General features: G+C 59.5%; 22 protein-coding genes. 7 read left to right on the top strand and 15 right to left on the bottom strand.

What is annotated here, in order from left to right; translation table 11 throughout:
• Window positions 1-103 precede the first annotated feature (103 nt).
• The 4 genes from BMZ42_RS07355 to BMZ42_RS07340 are packed head-to-tail and all read right to left on the bottom strand — an operon-like array spanning window position 104 to window position 3,843.
• Window positions 104-1,183 (bottom strand): type 2 periplasmic-binding domain-containing protein, encoded by a 1,080-nt coding sequence (locus tag BMZ42_RS07355; protein ID WP_091520467.1) that lies wholly within the window; start codon window positions 1,181-1,183, stop codon window positions 104-106.
• A 24-nt stretch (window positions 1,184-1,207) separates the two neighbouring features.
• Window positions 1,208-2,539: a TRAP transporter large permease gene (locus tag BMZ42_RS07350; protein ID WP_091520465.1), complete on the bottom strand. Its 1,332-nt coding sequence runs from the start codon at window positions 2,537-2,539 to the stop codon at window positions 1,208-1,210.
• On the bottom strand, window positions 2,536-3,048 hold the full coding sequence (locus BMZ42_RS07345) for a TRAP transporter small permease subunit (RefSeq protein ID WP_091520462.1): 513 nt from the start codon (window positions 3,046-3,048) through the stop codon (window positions 2,536-2,538). Before BMZ42_RS07345 ends, BMZ42_RS07350 begins: the two co-directional genes overlap by 4 nt.
• Window positions 3,049-3,087: 39 nt before the next feature.
• Window positions 3,088-3,843, bottom strand: a complete 756-nt coding sequence (locus BMZ42_RS07340; protein WP_091520460.1) for a DeoR/GlpR family DNA-binding transcription regulator — start codon at window positions 3,841-3,843, stop codon at window positions 3,088-3,090.
• A 175-nt stretch (window positions 3,844-4,018) separates the two neighbouring features.
• Between BMZ42_RS07340 and BMZ42_RS07335 the strand changes: the two genes are divergently transcribed.
• The 3 genes from BMZ42_RS07335 to BMZ42_RS07325 are packed head-to-tail and all read left to right on the top strand — an operon-like array spanning window position 4,019 to window position 8,030.
• The gene (locus tag BMZ42_RS07335; RefSeq protein ID WP_091520458.1) at window positions 4,019-5,404 is read left to right on the top strand and encodes an NAD(P)/FAD-dependent oxidoreductase; all 1,386 of its coding nucleotides are present in this window, start codon (window positions 4,019-4,021) and stop codon (window positions 5,402-5,404) included.
• Window positions 5,404-6,612: an FAD-dependent oxidoreductase gene (locus tag BMZ42_RS07330; protein WP_091520456.1), complete on the top strand. Its 1,209-nt coding sequence runs from the start codon at window positions 5,404-5,406 to the stop codon at window positions 6,610-6,612. Before BMZ42_RS07335 ends, BMZ42_RS07330 begins: the two co-directional genes overlap by 1 nt.
• Window positions 6,609-8,030 carry an FGGY family carbohydrate kinase gene (locus BMZ42_RS07325; RefSeq protein WP_091520453.1) on the top strand — a complete coding sequence of 474 codons (1,422 nt, stop codon included), beginning with the start codon at window positions 6,609-6,611 and terminating at the stop codon, window positions 8,028-8,030. The genes BMZ42_RS07330 and BMZ42_RS07325 overlap by 4 nt, the downstream gene beginning before the upstream one ends.
• Before the next feature lie 59 nt (window positions 8,031-8,089).
• Here BMZ42_RS07325 and BMZ42_RS07320 read toward each other — a convergent pair whose 3' ends face one another.
• Together BMZ42_RS07320 and miaB are read right to left on the bottom strand one after the other, a co-directional pair.
• Entirely contained in the window at window positions 8,090-9,085 is a 996-nt protein-coding gene (locus tag BMZ42_RS07320) for a PhoH family protein (protein ID WP_091520717.1), read from the bottom strand.
• Between the two features lie 78 nt (window positions 9,086-9,163).
• Complete coding sequence (gene miaB, locus BMZ42_RS07315) at window positions 9,164-10,564, bottom strand: tRNA (N6-isopentenyl adenosine(37)-C2)-methylthiotransferase MiaB (protein WP_091520451.1); 1,401 nt, start codon at window positions 10,562-10,564, stop codon at window positions 9,164-9,166.
• A gap of 149 nt (window positions 10,565-10,713) precedes the next feature.
• Between miaB and upp the strand changes: the two genes are divergently transcribed.
• Genes upp through BMZ42_RS07300 form a run of 3 tightly spaced genes read left to right on the top strand, consistent with a single transcriptional unit; the run spans window position 10,714 to window position 12,964 of the window.
• Complete coding sequence (gene upp, locus BMZ42_RS07310) at window positions 10,714-11,343, top strand: uracil phosphoribosyltransferase (RefSeq protein WP_091520449.1); 630 nt, start codon at window positions 10,714-10,716, stop codon at window positions 11,341-11,343.
• Window positions 11,344-11,349: 6 nt separating this feature from the next.
• Window positions 11,350-11,820 (top strand): rRNA maturation RNase YbeY, encoded by a 471-nt coding sequence (gene ybeY / locus BMZ42_RS07305; protein WP_091520446.1) that lies wholly within the window; start codon window positions 11,350-11,352, stop codon window positions 11,818-11,820.
• Window positions 11,821-11,848: 28 nt separating this feature from the next.
• The gene (locus tag BMZ42_RS07300) at window positions 11,849-12,964 is read left to right on the top strand and encodes a hemolysin family protein (RefSeq protein ID WP_091520444.1); all 1,116 of its coding nucleotides are present in this window, start codon (window positions 11,849-11,851) and stop codon (window positions 12,962-12,964) included.
• A gap of 35 nt (window positions 12,965-12,999) precedes the next feature.
• Here BMZ42_RS07300 and BMZ42_RS07295 read toward each other — a convergent pair whose 3' ends face one another.
• The 9 genes from BMZ42_RS07295 to BMZ42_RS07255 form a co-directional block, all read right to left on the bottom strand.
• Window positions 13,000-13,995 carry a type II secretion system F family protein gene (locus BMZ42_RS07295; RefSeq protein ID WP_091520442.1) on the bottom strand — a complete coding sequence of 332 codons (996 nt, stop codon included), beginning with the start codon at window positions 13,993-13,995 and terminating at the stop codon, window positions 13,000-13,002.
• A gap of 13 nt (window positions 13,996-14,008) precedes the next feature.
• On the bottom strand, window positions 14,009-15,022 hold the full coding sequence (locus tag BMZ42_RS07290) for a type II secretion system F family protein (RefSeq protein WP_091520440.1): 1,014 nt from the start codon (window positions 15,020-15,022) through the stop codon (window positions 14,009-14,011).
• Between the two features lie 44 nt (window positions 15,023-15,066).
• Window positions 15,067-16,563 (bottom strand): TadA family conjugal transfer-associated ATPase, encoded by a 1,497-nt coding sequence (locus BMZ42_RS07285; RefSeq protein WP_091520438.1) that lies wholly within the window; start codon window positions 16,561-16,563, stop codon window positions 15,067-15,069.
• Window positions 16,564-16,583: 20 nt separating this feature from the next.
• Complete coding sequence (locus BMZ42_RS07280) at window positions 16,584-17,864, bottom strand: CpaE/TadZ family protein (protein WP_091520435.1); 1,281 nt, start codon at window positions 17,862-17,864, stop codon at window positions 16,584-16,586.
• A 19-nt stretch (window positions 17,865-17,883) separates the two neighbouring features.
• Window positions 17,884-18,564 (bottom strand): CpaD family pilus assembly protein, encoded by a 681-nt coding sequence (locus BMZ42_RS07275; RefSeq protein ID WP_091520434.1) that lies wholly within the window; start codon window positions 18,562-18,564, stop codon window positions 17,884-17,886.
• A 13-nt stretch (window positions 18,565-18,577) separates the two neighbouring features.
• Window positions 18,578-20,077 (bottom strand): type II and III secretion system protein family protein, encoded by a 1,500-nt coding sequence (locus tag BMZ42_RS07270; RefSeq protein ID WP_244523195.1) that lies wholly within the window; start codon window positions 20,075-20,077, stop codon window positions 18,578-18,580.
• The gene (cpaB, locus tag BMZ42_RS07265; protein WP_091520429.1) at window positions 20,074-20,883 is read right to left on the bottom strand and encodes a Flp pilus assembly protein CpaB; all 810 of its coding nucleotides are present in this window, start codon (window positions 20,881-20,883) and stop codon (window positions 20,074-20,076) included. The genes BMZ42_RS07270 and cpaB overlap by 4 nt, the downstream gene beginning before the upstream one ends.
• Before the next feature lie 138 nt (window positions 20,884-21,021).
• On the bottom strand, window positions 21,022-21,537 hold the full coding sequence (locus BMZ42_RS07260; protein WP_091520427.1) for an A24 family peptidase: 516 nt from the start codon (window positions 21,535-21,537) through the stop codon (window positions 21,022-21,024).
• A 108-nt stretch (window positions 21,538-21,645) separates the two neighbouring features.
• Entirely contained in the window at window positions 21,646-21,840 is a 195-nt protein-coding gene (locus BMZ42_RS07255) for a Flp family type IVb pilin (protein WP_091520425.1), read from the bottom strand.
• Between the two features lie 266 nt (window positions 21,841-22,106).
• Here BMZ42_RS07255 and BMZ42_RS07250 point away from each other — a divergent pair, with 266 nt between their 5' ends.
• On the top strand, window positions 22,107-22,535 hold the full coding sequence (locus BMZ42_RS07250; protein WP_420492453.1) for a pilus assembly protein N-terminal domain-containing protein: 429 nt from the start codon (window positions 22,107-22,109) through the stop codon (window positions 22,533-22,535).
• Window positions 22,536-22,689: the final 154 nt, after the last annotated feature.

Genomic DNA, 22,689 nt, shown 5'->3' with positions numbered 1-22,689 from the left:
TGGCCGATCATGCAGCAAAGATTACCGAAGGGGCCGCCAGCACGGTGCTGATCTGGAGCGACCCGGGGACTTAGTCCGCGCGTCGCTCCAGGTACGACATCGATCAGCGGTACGGATAGCCAGCCTTTTGCTGGTCGGCTGCGTAGCGCTTGAAGATTTCCACGACGCGAGCCGCGCGGTCGGAGCCGGCTGCCATCTCATCCCAGAAGCCTTCGGCATCCTTCGTTACCTGTGCCCACTCGTCGGCCGGAAGCTGCGTCTGCTCCATCTTCTCGCCGTGGACGCGCAACTGCGCCTCACCGCCCCAGTACCAGACGTTGCGGTAGTAGTGCGATTGGTCGATCGTGCTACGGTAGAGCTGCTGCAGATGCGGCGGCACCTTTTCCCAGCTGGCGGTGTTGGCGAAGTAAGAGCCGAACCATGCACCGGTAATCGAGTTGGACAGGGCGTATTTGCAGATATCGGCCCAGCCGACCTCGTAGGTTTCGGTGAAGCCGCACCAGGCGACGCCATCGAGGTCGCCAGTGCGCATGGCAACTTCAACGTCATCCCAGGGGACGGTGACAGGGATCAAGCCATACTTCGACAGGAAGCGACCGGCCGTCGGCACGCCGAAAACACGAAGACCGTTGAGGTCGGCAAGGCTGCGGATCGGCTTGTTGACGGTGAAGATGTGGAGCGGATCCCATGCACCCGTCGACAGATAGGTAACGTTCTCGACCTCGGCGTAGGCTTCTTCCCAGATCTTGTCGAGGCCGTAATACATGAACATCGACGCCACATCGAGGCTGAAGCGCGTAGCGAACGGGAAGTAGCCGCCGAAGACAGCGATGTCGACCGGCGACGCCATTGTCGCTTCGTCGGACTGAATCGCATCGAGCGTGCCGTTCTGCAACGCACGGAACAGCTCGGCGGTCGGCACCAGCTGGTCGGCGTAGTAGAGCTCGATTTCCATCTCGCCATTGGCTGCCGCGTTGAAGGCGTCGATCTGCGGCTTGATCACATGAGCGCCAAGCGGCGCGCCAGAATAGGTCTGCAAACGCCACTTGATCGGTGCCTGGGCGCGCACAATCGCAGGCGCGGCAAGCGCTGCCGGTGCTGCCAGACCAGCAACGGTCAGGAATTTGCGGCGGGTGGCCAGAATGCGCTCGGACGGCGATTGCGGCTTGATGATTCCAGTCATTCCACTCTCCTTCGGTTTTCTTTTCTATCCACGGACGTAGCTTGGAAGCCATGTCGCTATCTGCGGGAACATCATGATCAGCGCGATGGTGAACATAATCATCAGAACGAACGGCCAGATCGACTTGTAGATGTCGACCAGCGTTATCTCCTTGGGAGCCAACCCACGCATCAGGAACAGATTGTAGCCGAAGGGCGGGCTGATATAGGCAATCTGGCAGGTCATCGTGTAGAGAATGCCGAACCAGATCATCTGGTTTTCAATACCCAGATCGAGGGCAGCCACCAGCGGGATATAGAGCGGCGCGACGATGACGAGCATCGCGGTGTCATCAAGGAACATGCCCATCACGATGAAGCTCAGCTGCATCAGCACGATGACCATCCACGGCGACAGTTCCCAATTGTGGATGAACACATTCTCGATCGCGCGCACTGCGCCGATGCCGTCGAACACCGACGAGAACGCGAGCGCACCAAGTATCACCCACATGAACAGAGCCGAGATCGACATCGTCTCGCGCGCGGTCTCGTTGATCAGCGACCAGGAAAGACGCCCTTTCCAGGCCGCCGCCAGTGTCGCGGAAGTCGCGCCGACGGCAGCGCTTTCCAGGAGGCTGGTATTGCCGGTGACGAACAGGCCGATCATCAAGACGAAGATGAGGACGGGGATGATGCCGGCGCGCAGAAGCTTCAGTTTCTCACTGAGCGGCATCGCGAGTTCTTCCTCGCTCAGCTTCGGTGCCAGAGAAGGGTTCAGCTTGACGCGGACATAGACGTAGATGGCGAAAATGACCGCCATGAGCAGGCCCGGGAAAACGCCGGCCAGCCACAGATCGGACACGGGTTGGCGGGCAATTACCGCAAACAGCACCATCACCACCGACGGCGGCAACAGGATCCCAAGCGTAGACCCACCCTGCACCACGCCGGTGATAAGCACCTTGTCGTAGCCGCGTCGCAGCATTTCGGGAAGCGCAATGGCAGAGCCGATCGCAAGGCCGGCCACCGACAGGCCGTTGATCGCACTGATGATGACCATCAGGAAGATGGTCCCCAGCGCAAGGCCGCCGGACAGCTTGCCGAACCAGACATGCATCATCTGGTAGAGTTCCTCGGCGATGCCGCTCTTCGACATCATGTGGCCCATGTAAACGAATAGCGGCAGTGTCAGCAGCGCATGCCAGGAAAATAGCTTGAACGCCGCATTGAACGGCAGTTCCGCGGAAGCATTGCCATAAAGGGACAGTGCGCTCGCGGCGGCGACTGCGCCGATCATTGCGAAAACCCTCTGTCCGGTCAGCATGAGGAAAACCATGCCGGCGAACATCATGAGAGCGATCATTTCATGGCTCATGCAAGCACCTTGCCTCGCACCTTGGCGACGTCCTTGAAGAAAATGGAAAAGCACTGAAGGATCATCAGCACGATGCAGACCACCATGAGCACCTTGATTGGCACCAACGACGGCGCCCACAGTGAGGGAAGTTTCTGATTGGTCGCCCAGGAATATTTCAGCGACGAGGTCGCGCCCCACAGCATGACCGACAGGTAGAAAATCACGATCCACACGGTGACCATGTCGATCATCGCTTTCGCCCGGTCGGACAGATGCGAATAGATCAGGTCGAGACGCACATGCTTGTCATCCTTCAGCGTCTGCGGGCCTGCCATGAAATAGAAAGCTGCCAGCGTGAACTGCGCCATCTCGACCGTCCAGTTCTGGACGGTGCTGAAAGCCTTGTCTGAAATGACATCGAAAAGGAGGACGGCAATCATCAGGTAAATCAGATATTTGGCGAACTCACCGATGAAATCCGCCAGGCGGTCCATCAACCGCACATAGGATCTAATGACCGAAGACATCTATTACCTTTCGGGTTGAGCTTCTCGTATTGGATGATGTCACGACAACGCCACCCCTGCGGTTTTGATGATGGAGATCTCTTCTTCCCCCGGCGGGATATCGCAAACGAGCACATCGATTTCGCCAAGCCGACGAATGCGGTGGGCTGCCTGGCGAGCGAATTTGTCGTAATGAGCGACGACGGCGATCTTTCGTGCGTTGGCGCACATTGCGCGCGCTACCGATGCTTCGTTGAAATCGGCGTCGAAGATACCTGCCGACACATCGACAGCTGCCGCGCCGATGATGGCGTAATCGACCCGGAAACGGCCAATCTGCTCGATGGCGTCCGCCCCGACCGTTTCGCCATTATCCGGATCGAAGATGCCGCCGACGAGGTGAACGGTGGCCTTGCCACTGCCGCGCGCCATGACATGCGCGATGCGGACAGAATTGGTGACAACCGTCAGCTCCGGCGTTTCACTGAGACGCTGGGCACAGGCAAGCGTCGTCGACCCCGTGTCGATGAAGAAGGCATCACCGGGCCTGATCATGTGAGCGAGTTTGCGAGCAATTTCCGCCTTCCCGGCGGCAGCTTCGTTCATCCGTTCGTCGAACGATCCCTCGGCGATCATGCGCACGCGCCGCGCGCCGCCATGCACCTTCAGAAGCATTCCGGTTTCAGCAAGTAACGCCAGATCACGGCGGATCGTTTCGGCTGAAACCTGAAATTCATCTGCAAGGCCATCAACCGTGACCTCGCCGTCCCGTTCGACGAGCGCAATAATGCCAGCCTGGCGACGTCGTGGCTTCACTCAGCATCCCCCTCTGCCACCCCTCCCGGTTGGCTACGACAATCTTGGCGACTCAAGTGACCGTGTCAACACATGCTCTGGGTTTAATGTGGGAAAATGGGCATATTTTTCATACACAATTGACTATTCGGTCATTAGCACGCAGATTTCAGCGACAAAACAGTCAGAAAGCTCCATGTCGAACGATGTTTTCGCCCTTTCCGGACGTTTCGACGTTGCTATCATCGGCGCGGGCATCGTCGGCTGCGCGCTGGCGCGTCGATTTGCGCTCGAAGGCGCAAGCGTCGCCATCATTGACAAGGCGTCCGACATTCTCGATGGAGCGTCCAAAGGCAACTCCGCGATCTTGCACACCGGTTTTGATGCGCCCGTGGGGTCGCTCGAACAGGCCTGTATTGCAGCGGGCTATGCCGAATACCTCGAAATCCATGGCCGTCTCGGCCTCCCCCTCATCAAATCCGGCGCGCTTGTCATCGCGTGGAGCGAGGAAGAAAAGGCGCTTCTTCCCTCGCTGATGGAGCAGGCACGCCAGAACGGCGTCGCCGATGTCGAGCCACTTGGTGAAGCCGCAATGCGGCGTGCTGAACCCGGTCTTGGCGCGGGTGCGCGGGCAGCTTTCCGCGTGCCACGCGAATATCTGATCGACCCGTGGTCGGCGCCGTTCGCCTATCTGCTGCAGGCGATCGAGAACGGGGCGCAGGTGCTGCGCGGCGCGGAAGTGACCGGCGGCCGCCGCGACGGCATCGACTGGTCGCTGGAAACAAGCCGCGGGACGGTTCAGGCCGGACTTGTCATCAACGCGGCCGGCCTGTGGGGCGATCTTCTCGACGAAAAGCTGATCGGCCGACGCGATTTCCACATGAAGCCGCGCAAGGGGCAGTTCGTCGTCTACGACAAGCCGGCAGCGCAACTGGCCTCGCACATACTGCTGCCCGTTCCCAACAAGATCACCAAGGGCGTCGTCGTCTGCCGCACCGCCTTCGGCAACCTGCTGGTCGGCCCAACGGCGGAAGATCAGGACGACCGAGAACATGCGACACTGGTTCCCGAAACGCTCGAAGCGCTCAAAAAGCGCGGCGAGGAAATCCTGCCCGCGCTTAGGGATCATCAGGTCAGCGCGATCTATGCAGGCCTGCGCCCCGCAACCGAGTTCAAGGACTATTGCATCAAGGCGCATGACAAGAGCTACATCACCGTCGGCGGTATCCGCTCGACGGGGCTGTCGGCGGCCCTTGGTATTGCGCAGCATGTGCTGAAGCTGGCGGCACTCGACTTGACCAAACCGGCTGATCCGGCCTGGCCGGTTGTCTCCAACATCAGCGAATATTTTCCGCGCGACTGGCAGAGCGAGGGCCATGGCGGCATCGTCTGCCATTGCGAGATGACGACTCGGCGCGAAGTCCTTGCCGCGCTTGACGGCCCCCTGCCTGCGCGCAGCCTCGCCGGCCTGAAACGACGCACGCGCGTCACCATGGGCCGCTGCCAGGGCTTCTTCTGCTCGGCCGAACTTGCCCGCCTCACCGAAGGCCACTTCGACCGGCCGATGGCGGAGAAGGCGTAATGAACTTGCCGCTGGAAACCGATGTCCTTGTGATTGGTGCAGGACCTGCAGGCCTCGCTGCCGCGACAATCCTTGCCAGAACCGCGCGGGTTCTGGTCGTCGAGCGCGAGGCAGTTGCAGGCGGGATTCCGCGCCATTGCGGCCATTATCCATTCGGTATACGCGAATTTCACCGACTGATGAAGGGCCCCGACTACGCACGCGCCCTTGTGAAACGGGCGCAAGAAGCCGGCGTCCAGATCGCCAACGGAGTCAATGTCGTGCGACTTGAACCCGGCCCGCGCGTGACGGTGACCTGCGATGCGGGCGTGTCTGAAATCCGCGCGAGATTCGTGCTGCTATCCACTGGCGTGCGTGAAAGCTCACGCGCGCAACGTCTTATCGGCGGAGAGAAACCAGGCGGCATTCTTCCCACCGGTGCGCTTCAGGGGCTGGTCTATCTCGAAGGCAAGCGCCCGTTCCGCCGCCCCGTCATTCTCGGCACCGAGCTCGTTTCCTTCTCTGCGATCATGACCTGCCGTCACGCAGGGATCGAACCCGTCGCAATGATCGAGCCGAACCCGCAGACAACGGCACGCTGGCCTGCCGCACTCTTTCCGCGCCTCAACGGAATCGCACTGCATCTTTCAACCTCGATCCGTTCGATTGAGGGACGCGAGCGCGTCGAGCGTATCGTGATCGACGGCCCCAGTGGAACGCGCAGCATCGAAACGGACGGCGTCATCATCAGCGGCAAGTTCCGACCGGAAGCGGCGCTGCTCGACGGCAGCCATCTGGCAAAGGACGCCGCAACCGGCGGCCCGGTGATCGACAGTGTCGGCAGATGCAGCGATCCGGCCTATTTTGCCGCGGGCAATCTCCTGCGCCCCGTCGAAACAGCCGGCTGGAGTTGGGCTGAAGGCATCGCCGTGGCAAAATCGATCCGCGCAGCACTTGCCGGATCCTTGGGCCAAGACACGACGCATCCCGTAACGCTCACCGGCGATGCGCTCGCTTGGGTGATGCCACAACGTGTCGCTGAAGCGGACGAACGCGCCCACACATGCCTGCAGTTGCGCGTCAACCGACCAGCCAAGGGCCGCATCGTCGCGCGCGCCGGCGGTGCCGAATATGCGTCGCAGAAGATCGACAGCCGTCCCGAACGGCGCATCACCTTGCCGCTACCGCCGCGCGGCGCGCCGGTGGAGATCATGCTGGAGGAACAGTGAGAGTTCTTGCAATCGATCAGGGCACGACCTCGACCCGCGCGCTACTGCTGGACGAGACCGGCATCAGCCTCATTCATTCCGTCGAGCACCGGCAGATCTACCCTGCCCCGGACCATGTCGAGCATGATCCCGAAGAACTGATCGCCAACCTTCTTGCCTGCCTGAGCGCAGCACCGGCTGTCGACTGCGTCGGGCTCGCCAATCAGGGAGAGAGCTGCCTTGCATGGGATGCCGCGACGGGTCGCGCCATCTCGCCAGTGATCGTCTGGCAGGATGCCCGCACCGCAAAGCGATGCAACACGCTCAAGGCGCAAGGGTCCGAAACGCTGACGCTCGCGCGGGCTGGCCTGCCGCTCGACCCGTATTTTTCGGCCTCGAAGCTCGGCTGGATCATGGAAAACGTGCCCGAGGCGCACGTCCTTCTGTCTCAGGGCCGCCTTCGGCTCGGCACAACCGATGCCTTCTTTCGCGATCGACTGACCGGGTCTTTTGCTACCGATCCAAGCACAGCGTCACGAACGAGCCTGCTCAATCTTGCAACCTGCGAATGGGACGGCGAGCTTTGCCGCCTGTTCGGCGTGCCGATCGAGGCGTTGCCCGCTATTCACCCGACCACGGGCTCCCTCGGCACCCTCCCCGGTGGACATGCGCTGACAGCGTCGATCGTCGACCAGCAGGCCGCGCTGTACGGTCATGGCGCGCGCAAGTCCGGCGATGCCAAGATCACCTTCGGCACCGGCGCGTTCGCGCTGACACTGACCGGAACGCTGGAACGCGCCCCCGGCGTCCTTCCCACAATCGCATGGGTGGAAGACGGCCAGCCGCCTGTCTACGCGCTCGACGGCGGCGTCTATGCGGCATCCTCGGCGGTCAATTTCGCGCGGCAGATCGGGCTGTTTTCAAGCTTCGACGACATCAACCACTTCGAGGCTAAGCCGGCAATATCACGCGGGATCGCATTCGTCCCGGCACTGGCCGGCCTTGCCTGCCCGCACTGGGACCGCAGCGCACGGGGTGCGTGGATGGGCCTGGCGCTGGACACAAGCAAGACCGACATGGTGCAGGCCGTGCTTGAAGGCATCGCCTTCCGCGTCGCCGAAGTGAAGGCCGCGATGTCATCGATTGCGACGGGGACAGGGCCAATCAGCATCGACGGCGGCATGAGCCGCAATCCATGGTTCTGCCAGTTTCTCGCCGACATCCTTGGCACGCCGATCCTGATCTCCGACGAACCGGAACTGACCGCACTCGGCTGCGCGCAACTGGCAGCGCGGGGCGCAGGCGGCGAAGTCGTCCTCGAACCCAAAGGCCGGGTTCTCGAGCCTCGCCCGATTCCCGCACACTGGATCACGACGTTTCATGCCGCGCGCGCGGGCGTTCAGGCATTCGGCAAGTCGCTTCCCGCCGGCTCCCGTTGACACGGGATCGTTATCAATAACGGCGTAGATCGCAACTCCCGCTCCGGCGGCTCATCGGATCAGACGTCAAGCCTGCCTTTGGGTCCGGCACCACTGCCATGTCGATCATAGGCGCGCACGATTTCCGCGACGAGCGGATGACGAACGACGTCAACATCGTTGAAACGCACCGTGACGATGCCGCTGACACCTTCCAGAACCTGCAGCGCCTCGACCAGTCCGGACTTTGTGTTCGATGGAAGGTCGATCTGGCTCGGATCGCCAGTCACAATCATCCGCCCGTTTTCGCCCAGACGGGTGAGGAACATCTTCATCTGCATCGGTGTGGTATTTTGTGCCTCGTCCAGGATGACGGCGGCATTGCGCAGCGTGCGACCGCGCATGAATGCCAAAGGCGCGATCTCGATGACCTCGGCCGCTATGGCGCGCTCGACCTTGTCGGCGGGCATCATGTCATACAGGGCATCGTAAAGCGGCCGCAGATAGGGGTCGACCTTCTCCTTCATGTCGCCGGGCAGGAAACCCAGCCGCTCGCCCGCCTCAACGGCCGGACGCGACAGGACAATCCTCTCGACCAGCCCACGTTCAAGGAGCATGGCGGCGTGAGCAACGGCCAGATAGGTCTTGCCCGTGCCGGCAGGTCCGATGCCGAAAACCAACTCTGAACGCTCCAGCGCACGCATATAGGCGTCCTGGTTGGCAGAACGGGCATAGATGGTGCGCTTGCGGGTGGAAATCTGCGCGGCAGCCACTTTTCCCTTGCGCTCCAATGTCGGCAGGGTCAGCTGGTCGTCAGCCGCAATCGCCATGCGGACCGCGCCATCGACGTCCGACGGGGTCAGTTCGTGACCCTTTTCGAGAAGTTCATAGAGATAGTCCAGCGCGCGACGCGCCTGATCGGCAGCTACCGCATCACCCTTGACCGACAGTTGATTGCCCTTGGAGCGGATATCGACCCCGAGCTTCTGCTCGATCCGCGCAAGGTTTTCATCAAACTGTCCGTACAGCGCACTGGCATGTTTGTTGTTATCGAAATTCAGAACGATATGCGCCATGTCCGACGCCCCGGAAGGCGATTGCTTCACGTCTGTTGCGGCGCTCAAGCGATTCTCCCCATTGACGCCCTTTTCCACCTAAACGGGCTCGGAAAAGAGGCTGTTGGAACCTGCCTTCGTGATTCGTACCGTTACAATGTCACCGATTTCGCCCGCGTTTTCATCAACAATTACCGGCTGAAGCCACGGCGAACGGCCAACGCGCTGGCCCGGCTCACGACCGGGCTTCTCAACCAGAACATCCAGCTCCCTGCCGACGAGGCTGGCGGCGAAATCGCGCTGCTGCTTGAACAACAATGCCTGCAAAAGCTGCAACCGCTCATCCTTGACGCTCTCCACGACGTGAGAACCAAGATCGGCGCCGGGAGTTCCGGGGCGGGGCGAATATTTGAACGAGAATGCCTGGGCGTAGTCGACCTCACGAACGAGTTGCATGGTCGCGTCGAAATCTTCGTCAGTTTCACCAGGAAAACCGACGATAAAATCGCCTGACATCGCAATATCGGGGCGCACGGCCCGGATGCGCTCGATCAGACGCAGATAGTCGGCCGCTGTATGCTTGCGGTTCATCGCCTTGAGGATGCGGTCGGAGCCAGACTGAACTGGGAGATGCAGATAGGGCATCAGAATATCGAGATCGCGATGTGCCTCGATCAATGCGTCGTCAATGTCGCGCGGATGACTGGTCGTATAGCGCAGCCGGGCGATGCCGGGGATCTTGGCCAGTTCGAACAGGAGCTGACCCAGCCCCCATTCGGCACCAGCCGGACCTTCCCCGTGCCAGGCATTGACGTTCTGCCCCAGCAGCGTGACTTCGCGCACCCCTGCCTCGGCCAGTTGCCGCGCCTCTGCAACGATCTGTGCCACGGGACGCGAAACTTCCGAGCCGCGGGTGTAGGGCACAACGCAGAAGGTGCAGAACTTGTCGCAGCCTTCCTGGACGGTCAGGAACGCAGTGACACCGCGACTGCGCACCACTTTTCGAGGAGCGGTCGGCAAGTGTTCGAACTTGTCTTCGACGGCATATTCCGTCTCGACCACTTTCTCGCCCGCACGCGCCTTTCGCACGACATCAGGAAGACGGTGATAGGTTTGCGGGCCAATCACGAGATCGACGACGGGAGCGCGGCGGATGATCTCATCGCCTTCGGCCTGCGCAACGCAGCCGGCAACCCCCACCATCATGTCCCGGCCAAGCGCGGCGCGCTCCTTCTTCATCTTCTGAAGGCGGCCAAGTTGCGAGTAGACCTTCTCCGCCGCCTTCTCGCGAATGTGGCAGGTATTGATCAGGACGAGGTCGGCCTCGTCTATCGTCTCGGTCGGCTGGTAGCCTTCAACCGCCAGCGCATCAGACATGCGCTGGGAATCGTAGACGTTCATCTGGCAGCCATAGGTCTTCATGAAGACCTTTTTGGAAGACGCAGTCGCCGCCTCGGCTGGGGCCGTTTCGTCGTGAGTGATCGTATCGTTGAGTTCCATGGCGCGTCTCTAACGCTTTTTCAGCCAAAATGACAGATGCTTTGACATCCGCTTCCCATCACGCAAAAACTGTGGCTGCAGGCGCGTTGCGCTATCTCTACTCCCCGGCGGCGGCTAGGATCGATAGCAATAATCATGGAGCGAGGCATATGAAGGGCGTTACCGTCGTCAACCATCCGCTGGTCCAGCACAAGCTGACGATCATGCGAGACAAGGAAACCTCAACCGCCGGCTTTCGCCGCCTGCTGCGGGAAATATCGCTGCTTTTATGCTATGAAGTAACCCGCGACCTGGAACTGACCACGCGGACCATCGAAACACCGATGATGACGATGGAAGCGCCAACGCTTGAGGGCAAGAAGCTGGTGTTCGCATCCGTCCTGCGCGCGGGCAACGGCCTGCTCGACGGTATGCTGGACCTGGTACCTGCCGCGCGCGTCGCCCATATCGGGCTGTATCGCGACCATGACACATTGCAGGCGGTCGAGTATTTCTTCAAAGCCCCCAGCAATCTGGCTGACCGTCTGGTGATCGTCGTTGATCCGATGCTGGCGACGGCCAACTCGGCAATTGCCGCCATCGACAAGCTGAAGGAACGCGGCGCGACCAATATCCGGTTTCTGTGCCTGCTCGCCGCGCCTGAAGGGATCGAACGCTTTACGTCCGCGCATCCGGACGTTGCGGTCTTCACCGCGTCCATCGACGACAAGCTCAACGAAAAAGGCTACATCCTGCCAGGCCTCGGAGACGCCGGCGACCGCATGTATGGAACCAAGTAGCGCCCTATGCTGGATATCGACATTTCACTGGAGGCGGGCGACTGGGGTGACGAAAGTGCTCTACTTGCCATAGCGCGCGCAGCCGCCGAAGCTACGCTGGAGCAATTCGACTTCGCCGATGATCAGGCCAGTGAACTGAGCCTGCTCTTTACGGACGATGCGCATATTCAGGCACTCAACGCACAATGGCGGAGCAAGGACAAGCCGACCAACGTGCTATCCTTTCCGGCCTTTGATATTGGGTCCGAAGAAGAACTGCCACCCATGCTGGGCGACATCGTGCTGGCCCGTGAAACGATCCTCCGGGAGGCAGCACTGGAAAACAAGCCTTTGGAGCACCATTTAACGCATCTGATTGTACATGGCCTGCTTCATCTTCTAGGTTTTGACCATGAAACCGAAGACGAGGCTGAGGAAATGGAGGCACTGGAGCGCGTTGTGCTTGCAAAGCTTGCCATTCCCGATCCATACGATTAACTGCAGTTAGTCCAAACACGACGAGACGATGAACGAAAACTCACAGACAGTCCCACTTGCGCAGCAGGATGGCGACAAGGGCTCGGAACAATCCGACGATTCCCCTAGTACGATCGCCGATCGATTCGGCGCGAAATCCACATTCTTTGAACGACTGGCTGCACGGTTCAGACCGCGCAACGGAACGAGTCTTCGTGAAGACTTGGAGGACGCACTGTCCGACGAGGCTACGGCGGAGACCGAGGCGTCATTTTCGCCGGCTGAGCGCGCCATGCTCAACAATATCCTGAGCCTGCGTGAACTGCGGGTAGAGGATGTCATGGTTCCACGCACGGATATTGAGGCGATCGATATGTCGACGTCTCTCGGCGACCTTCTGATGCTGTTCGAAGAATCGGGCCGCTCGCGTATGCCCGTCTATCACGAAACCCTTGATGATCCGCGCGGCATGGTTCACATCCGCGACGTCGTTGGCTTCATCACCCGCGCCGCCAAGCAGAAGCGCGGCAGAACCAAGAAAGTGGCCAATGGCACCACGACGCCGCTGGACCTGCTCAATGTCGACCTTTCCAAATCGGTAAATGAGCTCGGCATCGTGCGGCCGGTCCTGTTCGTGCCGCCGTCCATGCTGGCTTCCGACCTGATGGCCCGCATGCAGGCCGCGCGCATCCAGATGGCGCTGGTGATCGACGAATATGGCGGCACTGACGGATTGGCCTCGCTTGAGGACATCGTCGAAATGGTGGTTGGCGACATCGAGGACGAGCACGACGAGGACGAAGCGCCGCTGATCAACAAGACGGCTGACGGGGTTTTCGTGGTCGATGCCAAGGCAGAAATCGACGATGTGGCAGCAGCCATCGGCAATGCGTTCGTGCCGGGCGAACATGCCGAATATGTCGACACGATCGGCGGGCTGATCTTCAATGCGCTCGGACGTGTGCCGGCGCGCGGAGAAGTCGTGCAGGCGATCCCTGGCTTTGAGTTCCATGTCCTCGACGCAGATCCGCGCCGCGTCAAGCGCGTACGGATCGTGCAGGAGCGCTACAGCGAACGGCGGCGTGTGCGCACCGCTGAGCGCACTGAGCAACCTGTCGCCGCGGAAAACCCGGAGGCAACGCCGCGAGACGCTCAGGCTTCGTAAAACTGATCGACGTCCCTTTCACGAGGGATGCCGGCCTATCCCGGAAACAAGCCGCGCTCAGACACCTGGATTCCGGCAGGGCCGAGGATCACGGCGAAAAGGACCGGCAGGAAGAACAGGATCATCGGCACTGTCAGCTTGGGCGGCAGTGCTGCAGCCTTCTTCTCCGCCTCGTTCATGCGCATGTCCCGGCTTTCGGCTGACAAAACGCGCAAGGCGTGAGCGACCGGAGTGCCGTAACGCTCCGCCTGAGTGAGCGCCTGCGTAACACTTTTCACCGATTCCAGACCGGTCCGCGCCGCAAGATTGTCATAGGCTTGCTTTCGCTCCTGCAGGAAGGACAGCTCCGCATTGGTGAGCACGAATTCTTCCGCCAGTTCTACAGATTGCCCGCCAATTTCCTCGGCAACACGTCTGAATGCAGCCTCGACCGAAACGCCTGACTCCACGCAGATCAGCATCAGATCCAGCGCGTCGGGCCAGGCACGCTGGATTGACGCCTTACGCTTGCTAGCGCGGTTGGAGACATAAAGAACCGGTGCATAAAATCCGGCATAGGCAGCGACGATACAGACAAACATCTTCATCACAGGCGGCTGCTGGGGAAGGCCGCCTAGAAAAAAGACATAGGCCACTGCCAGCGCCAGAAACACGAACGGCAGGACAAGGCGGAAAAACAGAAACTTCGTCAGCGGGTTCTGACCGCGGAAGCCTGCCTCTTTCAGCTTGGCCAATGTTGCCTCATCGGCAAGCGCACGACGCAAATCAAGCCGCTCGACGATGTTGCGCATGCCGACGGATTCCTGCTCGCGCAGGCCCCGACGCTTTCGGTCCGCCTCGGCGGCGAGGCGCGCACGTTGCTTCGCGCGCAGTTCGTCGCGCTCCAGCGCGACCGACTTCATCCGAGCCTTGAGCGGATCTGCCCCCAAGGCTGGCAGGGCCGTGAACATGGTGACAAAAACCGCGATCGCTACGACCAGCGCCACCATGAAACTTGGATCGGTGAGCGATCTCGAAATCTGCTCGATCATCGACTGCGCCCTCTCAAATGTCGAAATTCATCATCTTGCGCATCACGAAGATGCCCATGGACATCCACACCGCCGAGAAAGCGAGGATCAGGTGCCCGGTGGGGTGAACGAAGAGCGGCATGATGTAGCCGGGGCTGGACATGTAGACGAGGAAGGCAACGATGAACGGCAGCGCGCCGATGATGACGGCCGACGCCTTGGCCTCCATCGAAAGCGCCTGGATCTTTGCCTTCATCTTCTTGCGGTCGCGTAGAACCTTGGACAGATTGCCCAATGCCTCGGAAAGATTGCCGCCGGCCTGGCTCTGAATCTGAATGACGATGCCAAAGAAACTGGCTTCCGGGCAGGGCATCGTTTCCGGCATGCGCAGAACCGCATCCGGCAACGACAAGCCCAATTGCTGCGATTCGACCACCCGACGGAATTCGGATCGAACAGGCTCCGGGGATTCAGAAGCAATCAGACGAACCGCATCGTTCAGCGGCAGGCCCGATTTCACCGCGCGAACGACGACGTCCAAAGCATTGGGAAACTCGGCGAGAAACGCCTTTACGCGGCGCGCGCGCCGGAAACTGACAAACCAGCGCGGCAAACCCAGCGCCCCTGCGACGAGCGCGCCGATCGCGACAAGCCACCCCCCACCCGCAAGCAAAGCCAGCAGCGCAACAACAACGCCACACGCCGCAGAATAGATGTAGAAGCGCTGCATGGTCACGTCCATGCCAGCCTGACGTATCTGAATCTTGAGCGGCGGCTTGCGCATATTATTGTCACGCGCGGTCTGGCGCTGCTCAAGATCCTTCAGTGAATCGTGAACGGATTTACGCCGACGTGCCGCCTCTGCAACGCGGTCACGCGACGCCTTTGCGGTGGCCCGGTCAGTGTCCGCGCGCTTGATCGTGTCCAGCCGACGACCGACCTTCTTTTCGCTCTGGATCGTGGAAAAGAAAATCGCATAGGCAAGAAAACCGACGCTGAGCGTGGCCAGCACAACAAACAGCAGCATCGAACTGTCCAGACCGAACATCTACGTTCTTTCCTTCCTGCTGTCGGTCGCCGCGAAATCAGCACTCATGTTGTCGCCGTTTCCATCGCTTCCAGCGCGCTCGCCAGCCGCGCTTCTTCACCGTAGTAGCGAGCGCGGTCCCAGAAAGCGGGTCGACTGATGCCGGTTGAAACGTGCTCACCGATGATACGACCCTGCGCGTCCTCGCCCTTCATCGAATAATTGATGAGATCCTGCGTGATGATGACATCGCCCTCCATACCGATCACCTCGGTCACATGGGTGATGCGGCGCGAGCCGTCACGCAGACGTGCCGCCTGGATGATGATGTCGACCGAGCCGACGATGATCTCGCGCACCGTCTTCTGTGGCAGCGAAAAGCCGCCCATGGCAATCATGGACTCGATGCGATTGAGACATTCGCGCGGGCTGTTCGAGTGGATCGTACCCATCGATCCGTCGTGGCCGGTGTTCATCGCCTGAAGGAGATCGAAGACCTCAGAGCCGCGCACTTCACCGACGACAATGCGTTCAGGCCGCATGCGCAAACAGTTCTTCACCAGATCACGCATCGTGACCTCACCCTCGCCTTCAAGATTCGGCGGCCGGGTTTCGAGGCGCACGACATGCGGCTGCTGAAGCTGCAATTCGGCAGAGTCTTCGCAGGTGATGATGCGCTCATCACGGTCGATATAGTTGGTCAGGCAGTTGAGCAATGTCGTCTTGCCGGAACCGGTACCGCCGGAAATGATGACATTGCAACGGACGCGGCCGATGACCTTGAGAACTTCGGCTCCCTGCGGCGAGATCGCACCGAAGCGTACCAGCTGGTCAAGCGTCAGCTTGTCCTTCTTGAACTTGCGGATGGTCAGCGCTGCGCCATCGATAGCCAGCGGCGGAGCGATGACGTTGACGCGGGAACCGTCTGGCAGGCGCGCATCGCAAATGGGGGAGGATTCATCAACGCGGCGGCCGACCTGGCTGACAATGCGCTGGCAGATATTGAGCAACTGCTGGTTGTCGCGGAAGCGGATATTGGTCTGCTCCACCTTGCCGGCGACTTCAATATAGACGTGCCTGGAGCCATTGACCATGATATCCGCGATGTCGTCCCGGGCCAGCAGAGGCTCCAGAGGACCATATCCCAGAACGTCGTTGCAAATATCTTCGAGCAGCTCTTCCTGCTCGGAAATCGACATCGCGAAATTCTTGATGGCGATGATGTCGTTGACGATATCACGGATTTCTTCACGCGCGGCGTCCGCCTCCAGCTTGGCAAGCTGGGACAGATCGATGGTGTCGATGAGCGCGGCGAAGACCTGGCTTTTGGTGTCGTAGTAGCTGTCGCCACGCTCTCGAGCGGCGCGACGTGGCGGCTGTTGAGGCTTGAGTGACGATGTATCGAGACCGTAGCTTGCAGGAGCCGGCGCGACATCCGGCACGGTCGCGCGCGGCTCGACGCGCGGCGTAACCAGTACATCGGATGCGGTAGGTGCCGGGACGCCTGAGCGCTCTCCCGTCAGGTCCCGCGGACCGCTATCTGCACCTCTTCTGCCAAACATGCGTGTTCCGCTTTCTCGCACTATTTCTTCTTACGCAGCCGGGCGAGAAGCTCGCCAAGGCCCGCCTTCTTCCTTGTTTTGATCTCGGAGCGGCCCGTCAGCACATGGGCCATCTCGTTGATCGTCTTGACGATTGCATGCTGTGCATCCATCTCACCCAGCATTCGGCCATTATTTGCACTGGTGCCAAAAAGCGCAGGTTCAAACGGAATAACTGCAAGCGGCGTCACCTCCAGTGGCTCGACGAAATCGTCGGCGCTGATTTCGGGGCGCTTTGGCACTCCCGCCTGGTTGATGACGAGTTTGGGAGGCGCGTCATTGGGCCGAAGCTTGCGCAACGTATCAACCAGGTTCTTGGTGTTACGCAGGTTGGCGAGTTCTGGCGTTGCCGTGATGACGATCTCATCGGCCTGCATGAGGACGGCGCGTGACCAGCCGCTCCAGACATGAGGCACATCGAGGATCAGCAGAGGTGCCGTGCGCTGCGCAACCTCAATGATATGCGTGAATGCATCTGCATCGAAATCATAGGTCCGGTCGAGCATCGACGGCGCTGCAAGCAGGGAAAGACGCTCGGCGCACTGCGCCAGAAGTCGGTCGAGATAGACCTCATCAATGCGCTCCGGCGAAAATACCGCCTCCGCAATTCCCTGAGCCGGATCCTGATCGAAATTGATGTTGGCGGTGCCGAATGCAAGATCGAGATCGGCGACCACGACCTCGGAACTGAACAGGGAGGACATCGTCCAGCCGATGTTGTGGGCAATCGTTGACGAACCGACCCCGCCCTTGGCACCGATGAACGCGATCGAGCGACCAACCGGTGCCGCATTCGGGTCGACATAGATGGACGAAATCACAGAGATCACGTCGGCCATGGTAACCGGCGCAACGATGTATTCGGAAATTCCGAAGCGGATCAGTTCGCGATAGAGCCAGACATCGTTGTAGTGACCGATCACCACCACCTTCGATGAAGGATCGCAGACCTCGGATAATTTGCCCAGCGATTCCAGCAGTTGCTGCGGTTCCTCGCGCGACTCCACCACGATGAGATTGGGCGTCTGCGCCGTGTGGTAGAATTCGATCGCAGTGGCAATGCCGCCGCGGTGCACCTTGAGATGCGCCTTTGCCATCCGGCGGTCGCCAGCCGCACGTTCCACCGGATCAGCGACCCCTTCCGTCTCACAAAACGCCTGGATGGAAATGCGTGGGATCGGGCGCAGATCGCGCATCGCCGAGACTTCGCTCTCGCTGGCGCTGATTGATCCCGGATCGGAATCGAACGCTAGGTTGCCCATGTCGTAGCCCCCGGTCTCGTCAATAATTGATATTCGGCTTCCACGATGCATCACGCCGACGATAGTCGTTGATCGCCTTGCTGCGTCGCTCCGTGTCGATCTGGTCGCTCTGGCGGGGCCCCAGAAGATCCGCCGGATTTGCAATCTGCGCCGCCAGGTTGTTCTGGTAAGAGCACCCGAAATTTGCCCAATGCTTGTTATCGCTGTCGTTCAGCATGTCGTCGGGCCAGCGGCCACACGGTCCGGTCGAAGCTCTCATCTGCTTGTAGACGAGCCGAACCGGAGCATTCTCTGACGCATTGCTGGCATCGTATGGCTGATGAACGATCTTGCCCTCAGGCACGCCCGCCGAACGCAGCCGCTTGATCATGTCCTGAGACACATGGGAGGCAGCAGTCTGGTTGGCAGAACCATATGGCACCATCACCATGACCAACGGCGCAACGCGGCGGTCGTAATTGTCGATGAACCCATCAAGCGCAGTCTGCTGAATGTTGGTCATTCGGCTGTCGGCAATGCCGACCGGGATGTCGATCACCTTGTCGCGCTCCGCGACGACGATCGGGTGATTGGTGCGGTAGTCATCCGGAACCGAGCCAACCGTGATGCTGTCGCGATTGGCGCAACCAGTCATCAGGCCGGCAGCGAGCACGATCAAAGCTGACATTCGCGGCGTGTTCGTCTTGAAACCGATGGACATGGCAGCGTTCCGATCACTTGTAGATGAAGCCGACGACGCCATGATAGCGCCCAGCAGGCTTGTCGGTTTTCATTGTCCCGTAGACGCGATTGACCCGTCCGAGAAACATGCCCGCGCCATCGCTGGCGGGCGTGAAATTGTCATCAGGGCGCGCCATTTCGTTGCGAGCCGCAGGCCGCGACAGATAGGGCGTCACGAGAATGACAAGCTCGGTTTCGTTGCGCGTGAATTCGCGGCTGCGAAAAAGCGTGCCCAGCACGGGAACTTTCGAAAGGCCGGGCACCTTGTTGTAAACCTGACGCACATTGTCGTTCACGAGACCGGCTATCATCATCGTGCCGCCGGATGGCAACTCCACGGTGGTGTCGGCCAGCCGCTTGCGCAGGGACAGGATGTTTTCACCCTGAACCGCCACCGCACCTTCAGGCGTCGGCTCGGAAACTGCCGTCCGCACCTTGAGGCTGATCCGTCCGGGTGAAAGCACAACCGGCAAAAACTCCAGACCGATGCCGTATTCGATCTTTTCAATGCTGCGAGTGGTGCGCCCGTCCTCATTGGTGACATTGGCCACGATATTGTACTCGCCGCCGACCCGGAATGTTGCCTGCTCGCCTGAAACAGCGGTCAAGGTTGGCTCGGCCAAAGTGCGCATGGCACCGGATTGTTCAATTGCCTGGATCGATGACTTGAGAAGCGAACCGCCAAGCGATGCGCCAGCAGGTGCCCCCACCGGCGCAAGAGCCGTTTCAACACCCCAACTAATGCCATCGAAACTGCCCTGGCCTATCAGATTGACGCCCAGTTGCTTCAGGACGGTGCGGCTGACTTCAGCGACGGTCACCTTCAGAGTGACCTGATCTTCCCCAACAACCTGCAGCATGTTGACGATGGAGCTCGTAAGGCGCGAACTGTCCGGATCACTGATTCTGACACTACCGCCACCGGACGCGGCCTGTGAGTACTGGCCGGTCGTCGCTTCACCGCCGGAGACAAAAAGGCGTGCCAGATCTTCGGCGCGCTTCGCGTCGAGAGGCGTCTGAACCGTTCCGGTCAGGATCACGTTGTCGTTCATCAGTTCGGACCTGATGTCCGCGTTGGGTAGAAAACGGCGCAGATGGGCATCGAGCCCGGAAACGTCCCGCTCAATGCGCACGTCCAGGCTGGCGATCTGCTCACCATTCGGTCCGAACACAAAAATGTTGGTATCGCCAATCTGCTTGCCAAACAGATAGATGCGTCGGGCCGTTCGCGTTACAGCGTCTGCGACGCCGGGATTGGCGACGAGAATGTCGTAAGCGTCGCGCGGTAGGTCGATGACCGCCGATTTGTTGAGGCCAAGCCTGATCTGCTGCACGGCTGCCTGAGAACTAACCTTGACGGTCGCCTGAGCTTGCGCCGCGCCAGTCAACGTGAAAGTGGCGGTGGACACCGTGGCCATTGCGACAAACGAAATCCCGAGAAGGGATGTTGCCGCACGCTTGCACAGCTTGCCGATTGGAGTGGTCATGGTCATTTGCGGGCCCCCACTTCGCTGACTTCGCCCGAGCGGATCAGGCGCACGGTTCCGCGCCGTCCCTGTCCTGAAACAAGATAATCCGCCTCTTCAACGATCATCTCCTGCGTATCGACCAGAGCACGAAGGGCCAGAGTCAGGCGGTCGGCCATCTGCTGGGCAACAGTGATGATCTCTGCCTGCTGGGGGGTCAGCTCCAGCGTTGCCGTACTGCCCACGCGGACGCGACGGCCCTCTTCATCCTCTTGAATGGCCTGATCGATCGCCAAGACCCGAATATTGCGTAGAACCGTCTCGGTAATGAAGCCGTCACTGTCGCCGTCGCTCGCGCGGCGAGTCATGATGACGTCGACAAAATCATTGGGAAGAATGAAACCGCCAGCAGAAGTGTCAGCTGCGATCTGCGTGGCGACAGCGCGCTTGCCAGATGGAAGGATCGAGGACATGAAACTCTGACCCTGACCGATCAGCTTCGACCTTCGCAGCGGCTCGCCATCATAAAGAGGAACGCGTGCGATGGCACCGCTCAATTCGTCGAGCGCGTCGGGCTCGCTCTCGCGCAGGATGAATCCGTCACTGACACCATTCGCCGGCCAGGACTGCCAGGCCAGAGCGCTGCTAACACCAGAACCCATCTGCACATCGCCTTGCAGGACGAGAACTTCTGTCAGACGGATAGCTGGTTCCTTCACCGCCGCTTCAATCACCAGCGGCGCGGATGGCGTCGCCATGCGCTTTGCCACATAGCCGGCACCAATCGCCGTAGCGACGGCAACGCCCAAAATTATCACGCGCGATGGAGCCATTCCCTGGAACCTCTCTCGGCATTCACCAAGCCCGGTTCGACATTGACGGAGCAATCGTCAAATTAAGGTTAATGGATCACTTACATTCGTGATTAATGTTTTCCTAAATTCGTGAAGTTCGGCAACGCGGCGATCAACCTAAACGAGGCTCATCAACGCCCATTGCGCCAGATATGTTGAAGGATAGACGCTCAAGCCGCTGATCCCCAACGCAATCCCATAAGGAACGCCCTGGCGGGCATCGGCAAAGTTCTTCAAGAACAGATTGTGTCCTGTAAAGGCCGCAAGAACAGACCCACGGTAAAGCAGCAAAAAGAACGTCAAAAGACCGCCTATTAGCGCTGCGTAGACAAGGTATTGCAGTAATTCGAATGAAAACCCCATCCACAATGCCGTAGCAGCCATCATCTTGGCGTCACCGCCGCCCATGCCGCCAAGAGCAAAAAGCGTGAACGTGACCATCAGGATCAGCATCGCAGCGGCGAAGTGCCAGCCATAGGTCGCCCAGTCCATGCCCGCCATCGGCGCGACGACTGCAAAAGTAGCGACAAGAAGTATGGAAACGCGGTTTGCAATCGTCATCGACAGCATGTCGGAGAGTGCGGCAAACAACATACAGAATGGGAAGACCACGAAAATGAGGGCTTGCAGCATCGTTATACCATCAACTCAGCTTGAATCGCCAATTATCGAAGCTGCTCTTAATCTTACAGTATATCTGAAGTAAAATGGCCGCCTTGAGGGCGGCCATTTTAGGAATATTTACTCGCCTGCCGGCACACAGTTTTTAGTATCACTAATGCAGTCAGAAATCTTAGAGAACTGGTCATTCAGCCCATTGCCAAGCGCGCCAGCGCCAACAACGATTGCAAGACCGATCAGAGCAGCGATCAGACCGTATTCGATGGCGGTTGCGCCGGATTCGTCTTTTGCAAAGCGTGCAAGAATCTTAGCCATTTCAGGTTCCTTACCCAATGTGTTTACAGCACATCCGTCAACATTTCTGTAATGTGTCGATCGGATTGACTGCACACTAGGATGAAGCTCTTGCAATCGACTTAAAAAACACAATTACCAAATTCTTTCTTATTTCAACCGGCCTTACTGGTTAATGATCTCTTTCATTTTTACCTTATATCAACCGCCCCGCAATCTGGCTTAACCCTTGCTTCACCAATCTCATTCATTTTCACTTGAGCAATTGAACCTTGGGGGCAGCTCACATGCAGCCGTACATCGCGAAACGTATCTGCCGGGCCATGCTCATAGCAGTGGCGATGCTCGCTGCTGCACCGGCAAACGCAAGCGAGACAATCAGGGTTGTGATCAATCAGGCGAAGATCGTGAAGCTGGCCCGGCCCGCAGACACCATCGTGATCGGCAATCCGAACATCGCGGACGCATCTGTGCAGGACGCTTCCACGATCGTTCTGACTGGCAAGGGCTTCGGTGTGACCAATCTTGTCATTCTGGACCGTGACGGCATGCCCATCGTCGATGAGCAGATCGTCGTCTCGCGCAGTGTGGCTGATTCAGTACGCGTCTACCGTCGCGCCAATGTGCAGACGCTGTCCTGCACTCCCTATTGCGAAAGCTCCTACAAGAGCGAAGCTGAGCAGATGTCGGAAAATACCCTTGGCGGCGACAGGTAAACTCGCGTCATTCTGGCAGCTTAAGAAGCCGCTAATTCGCCCAATAAACTTTTAGCGTCCGTCAGAACGGGAATTCAACTCGCGCCGGCTAGTGTACGCAATGATCTTTGAGGGGCGAGTGCGTTTAGATGGTCAACAATAACACGCCACACGG

It is taken from the genome of Aquamicrobium aerolatum DSM 21857, assembly GCF_900113935.1.
GTDB classification, from domain to species: Bacteria; Pseudomonadota; Alphaproteobacteria; order Rhizobiales; family Rhizobiaceae; genus Aerobium; species Aerobium aerolatum.
The sequence above is the reverse complement of the archived record's forward strand: the minus strand, read 5'-3'. Positions and strand labels throughout refer to the sequence as shown.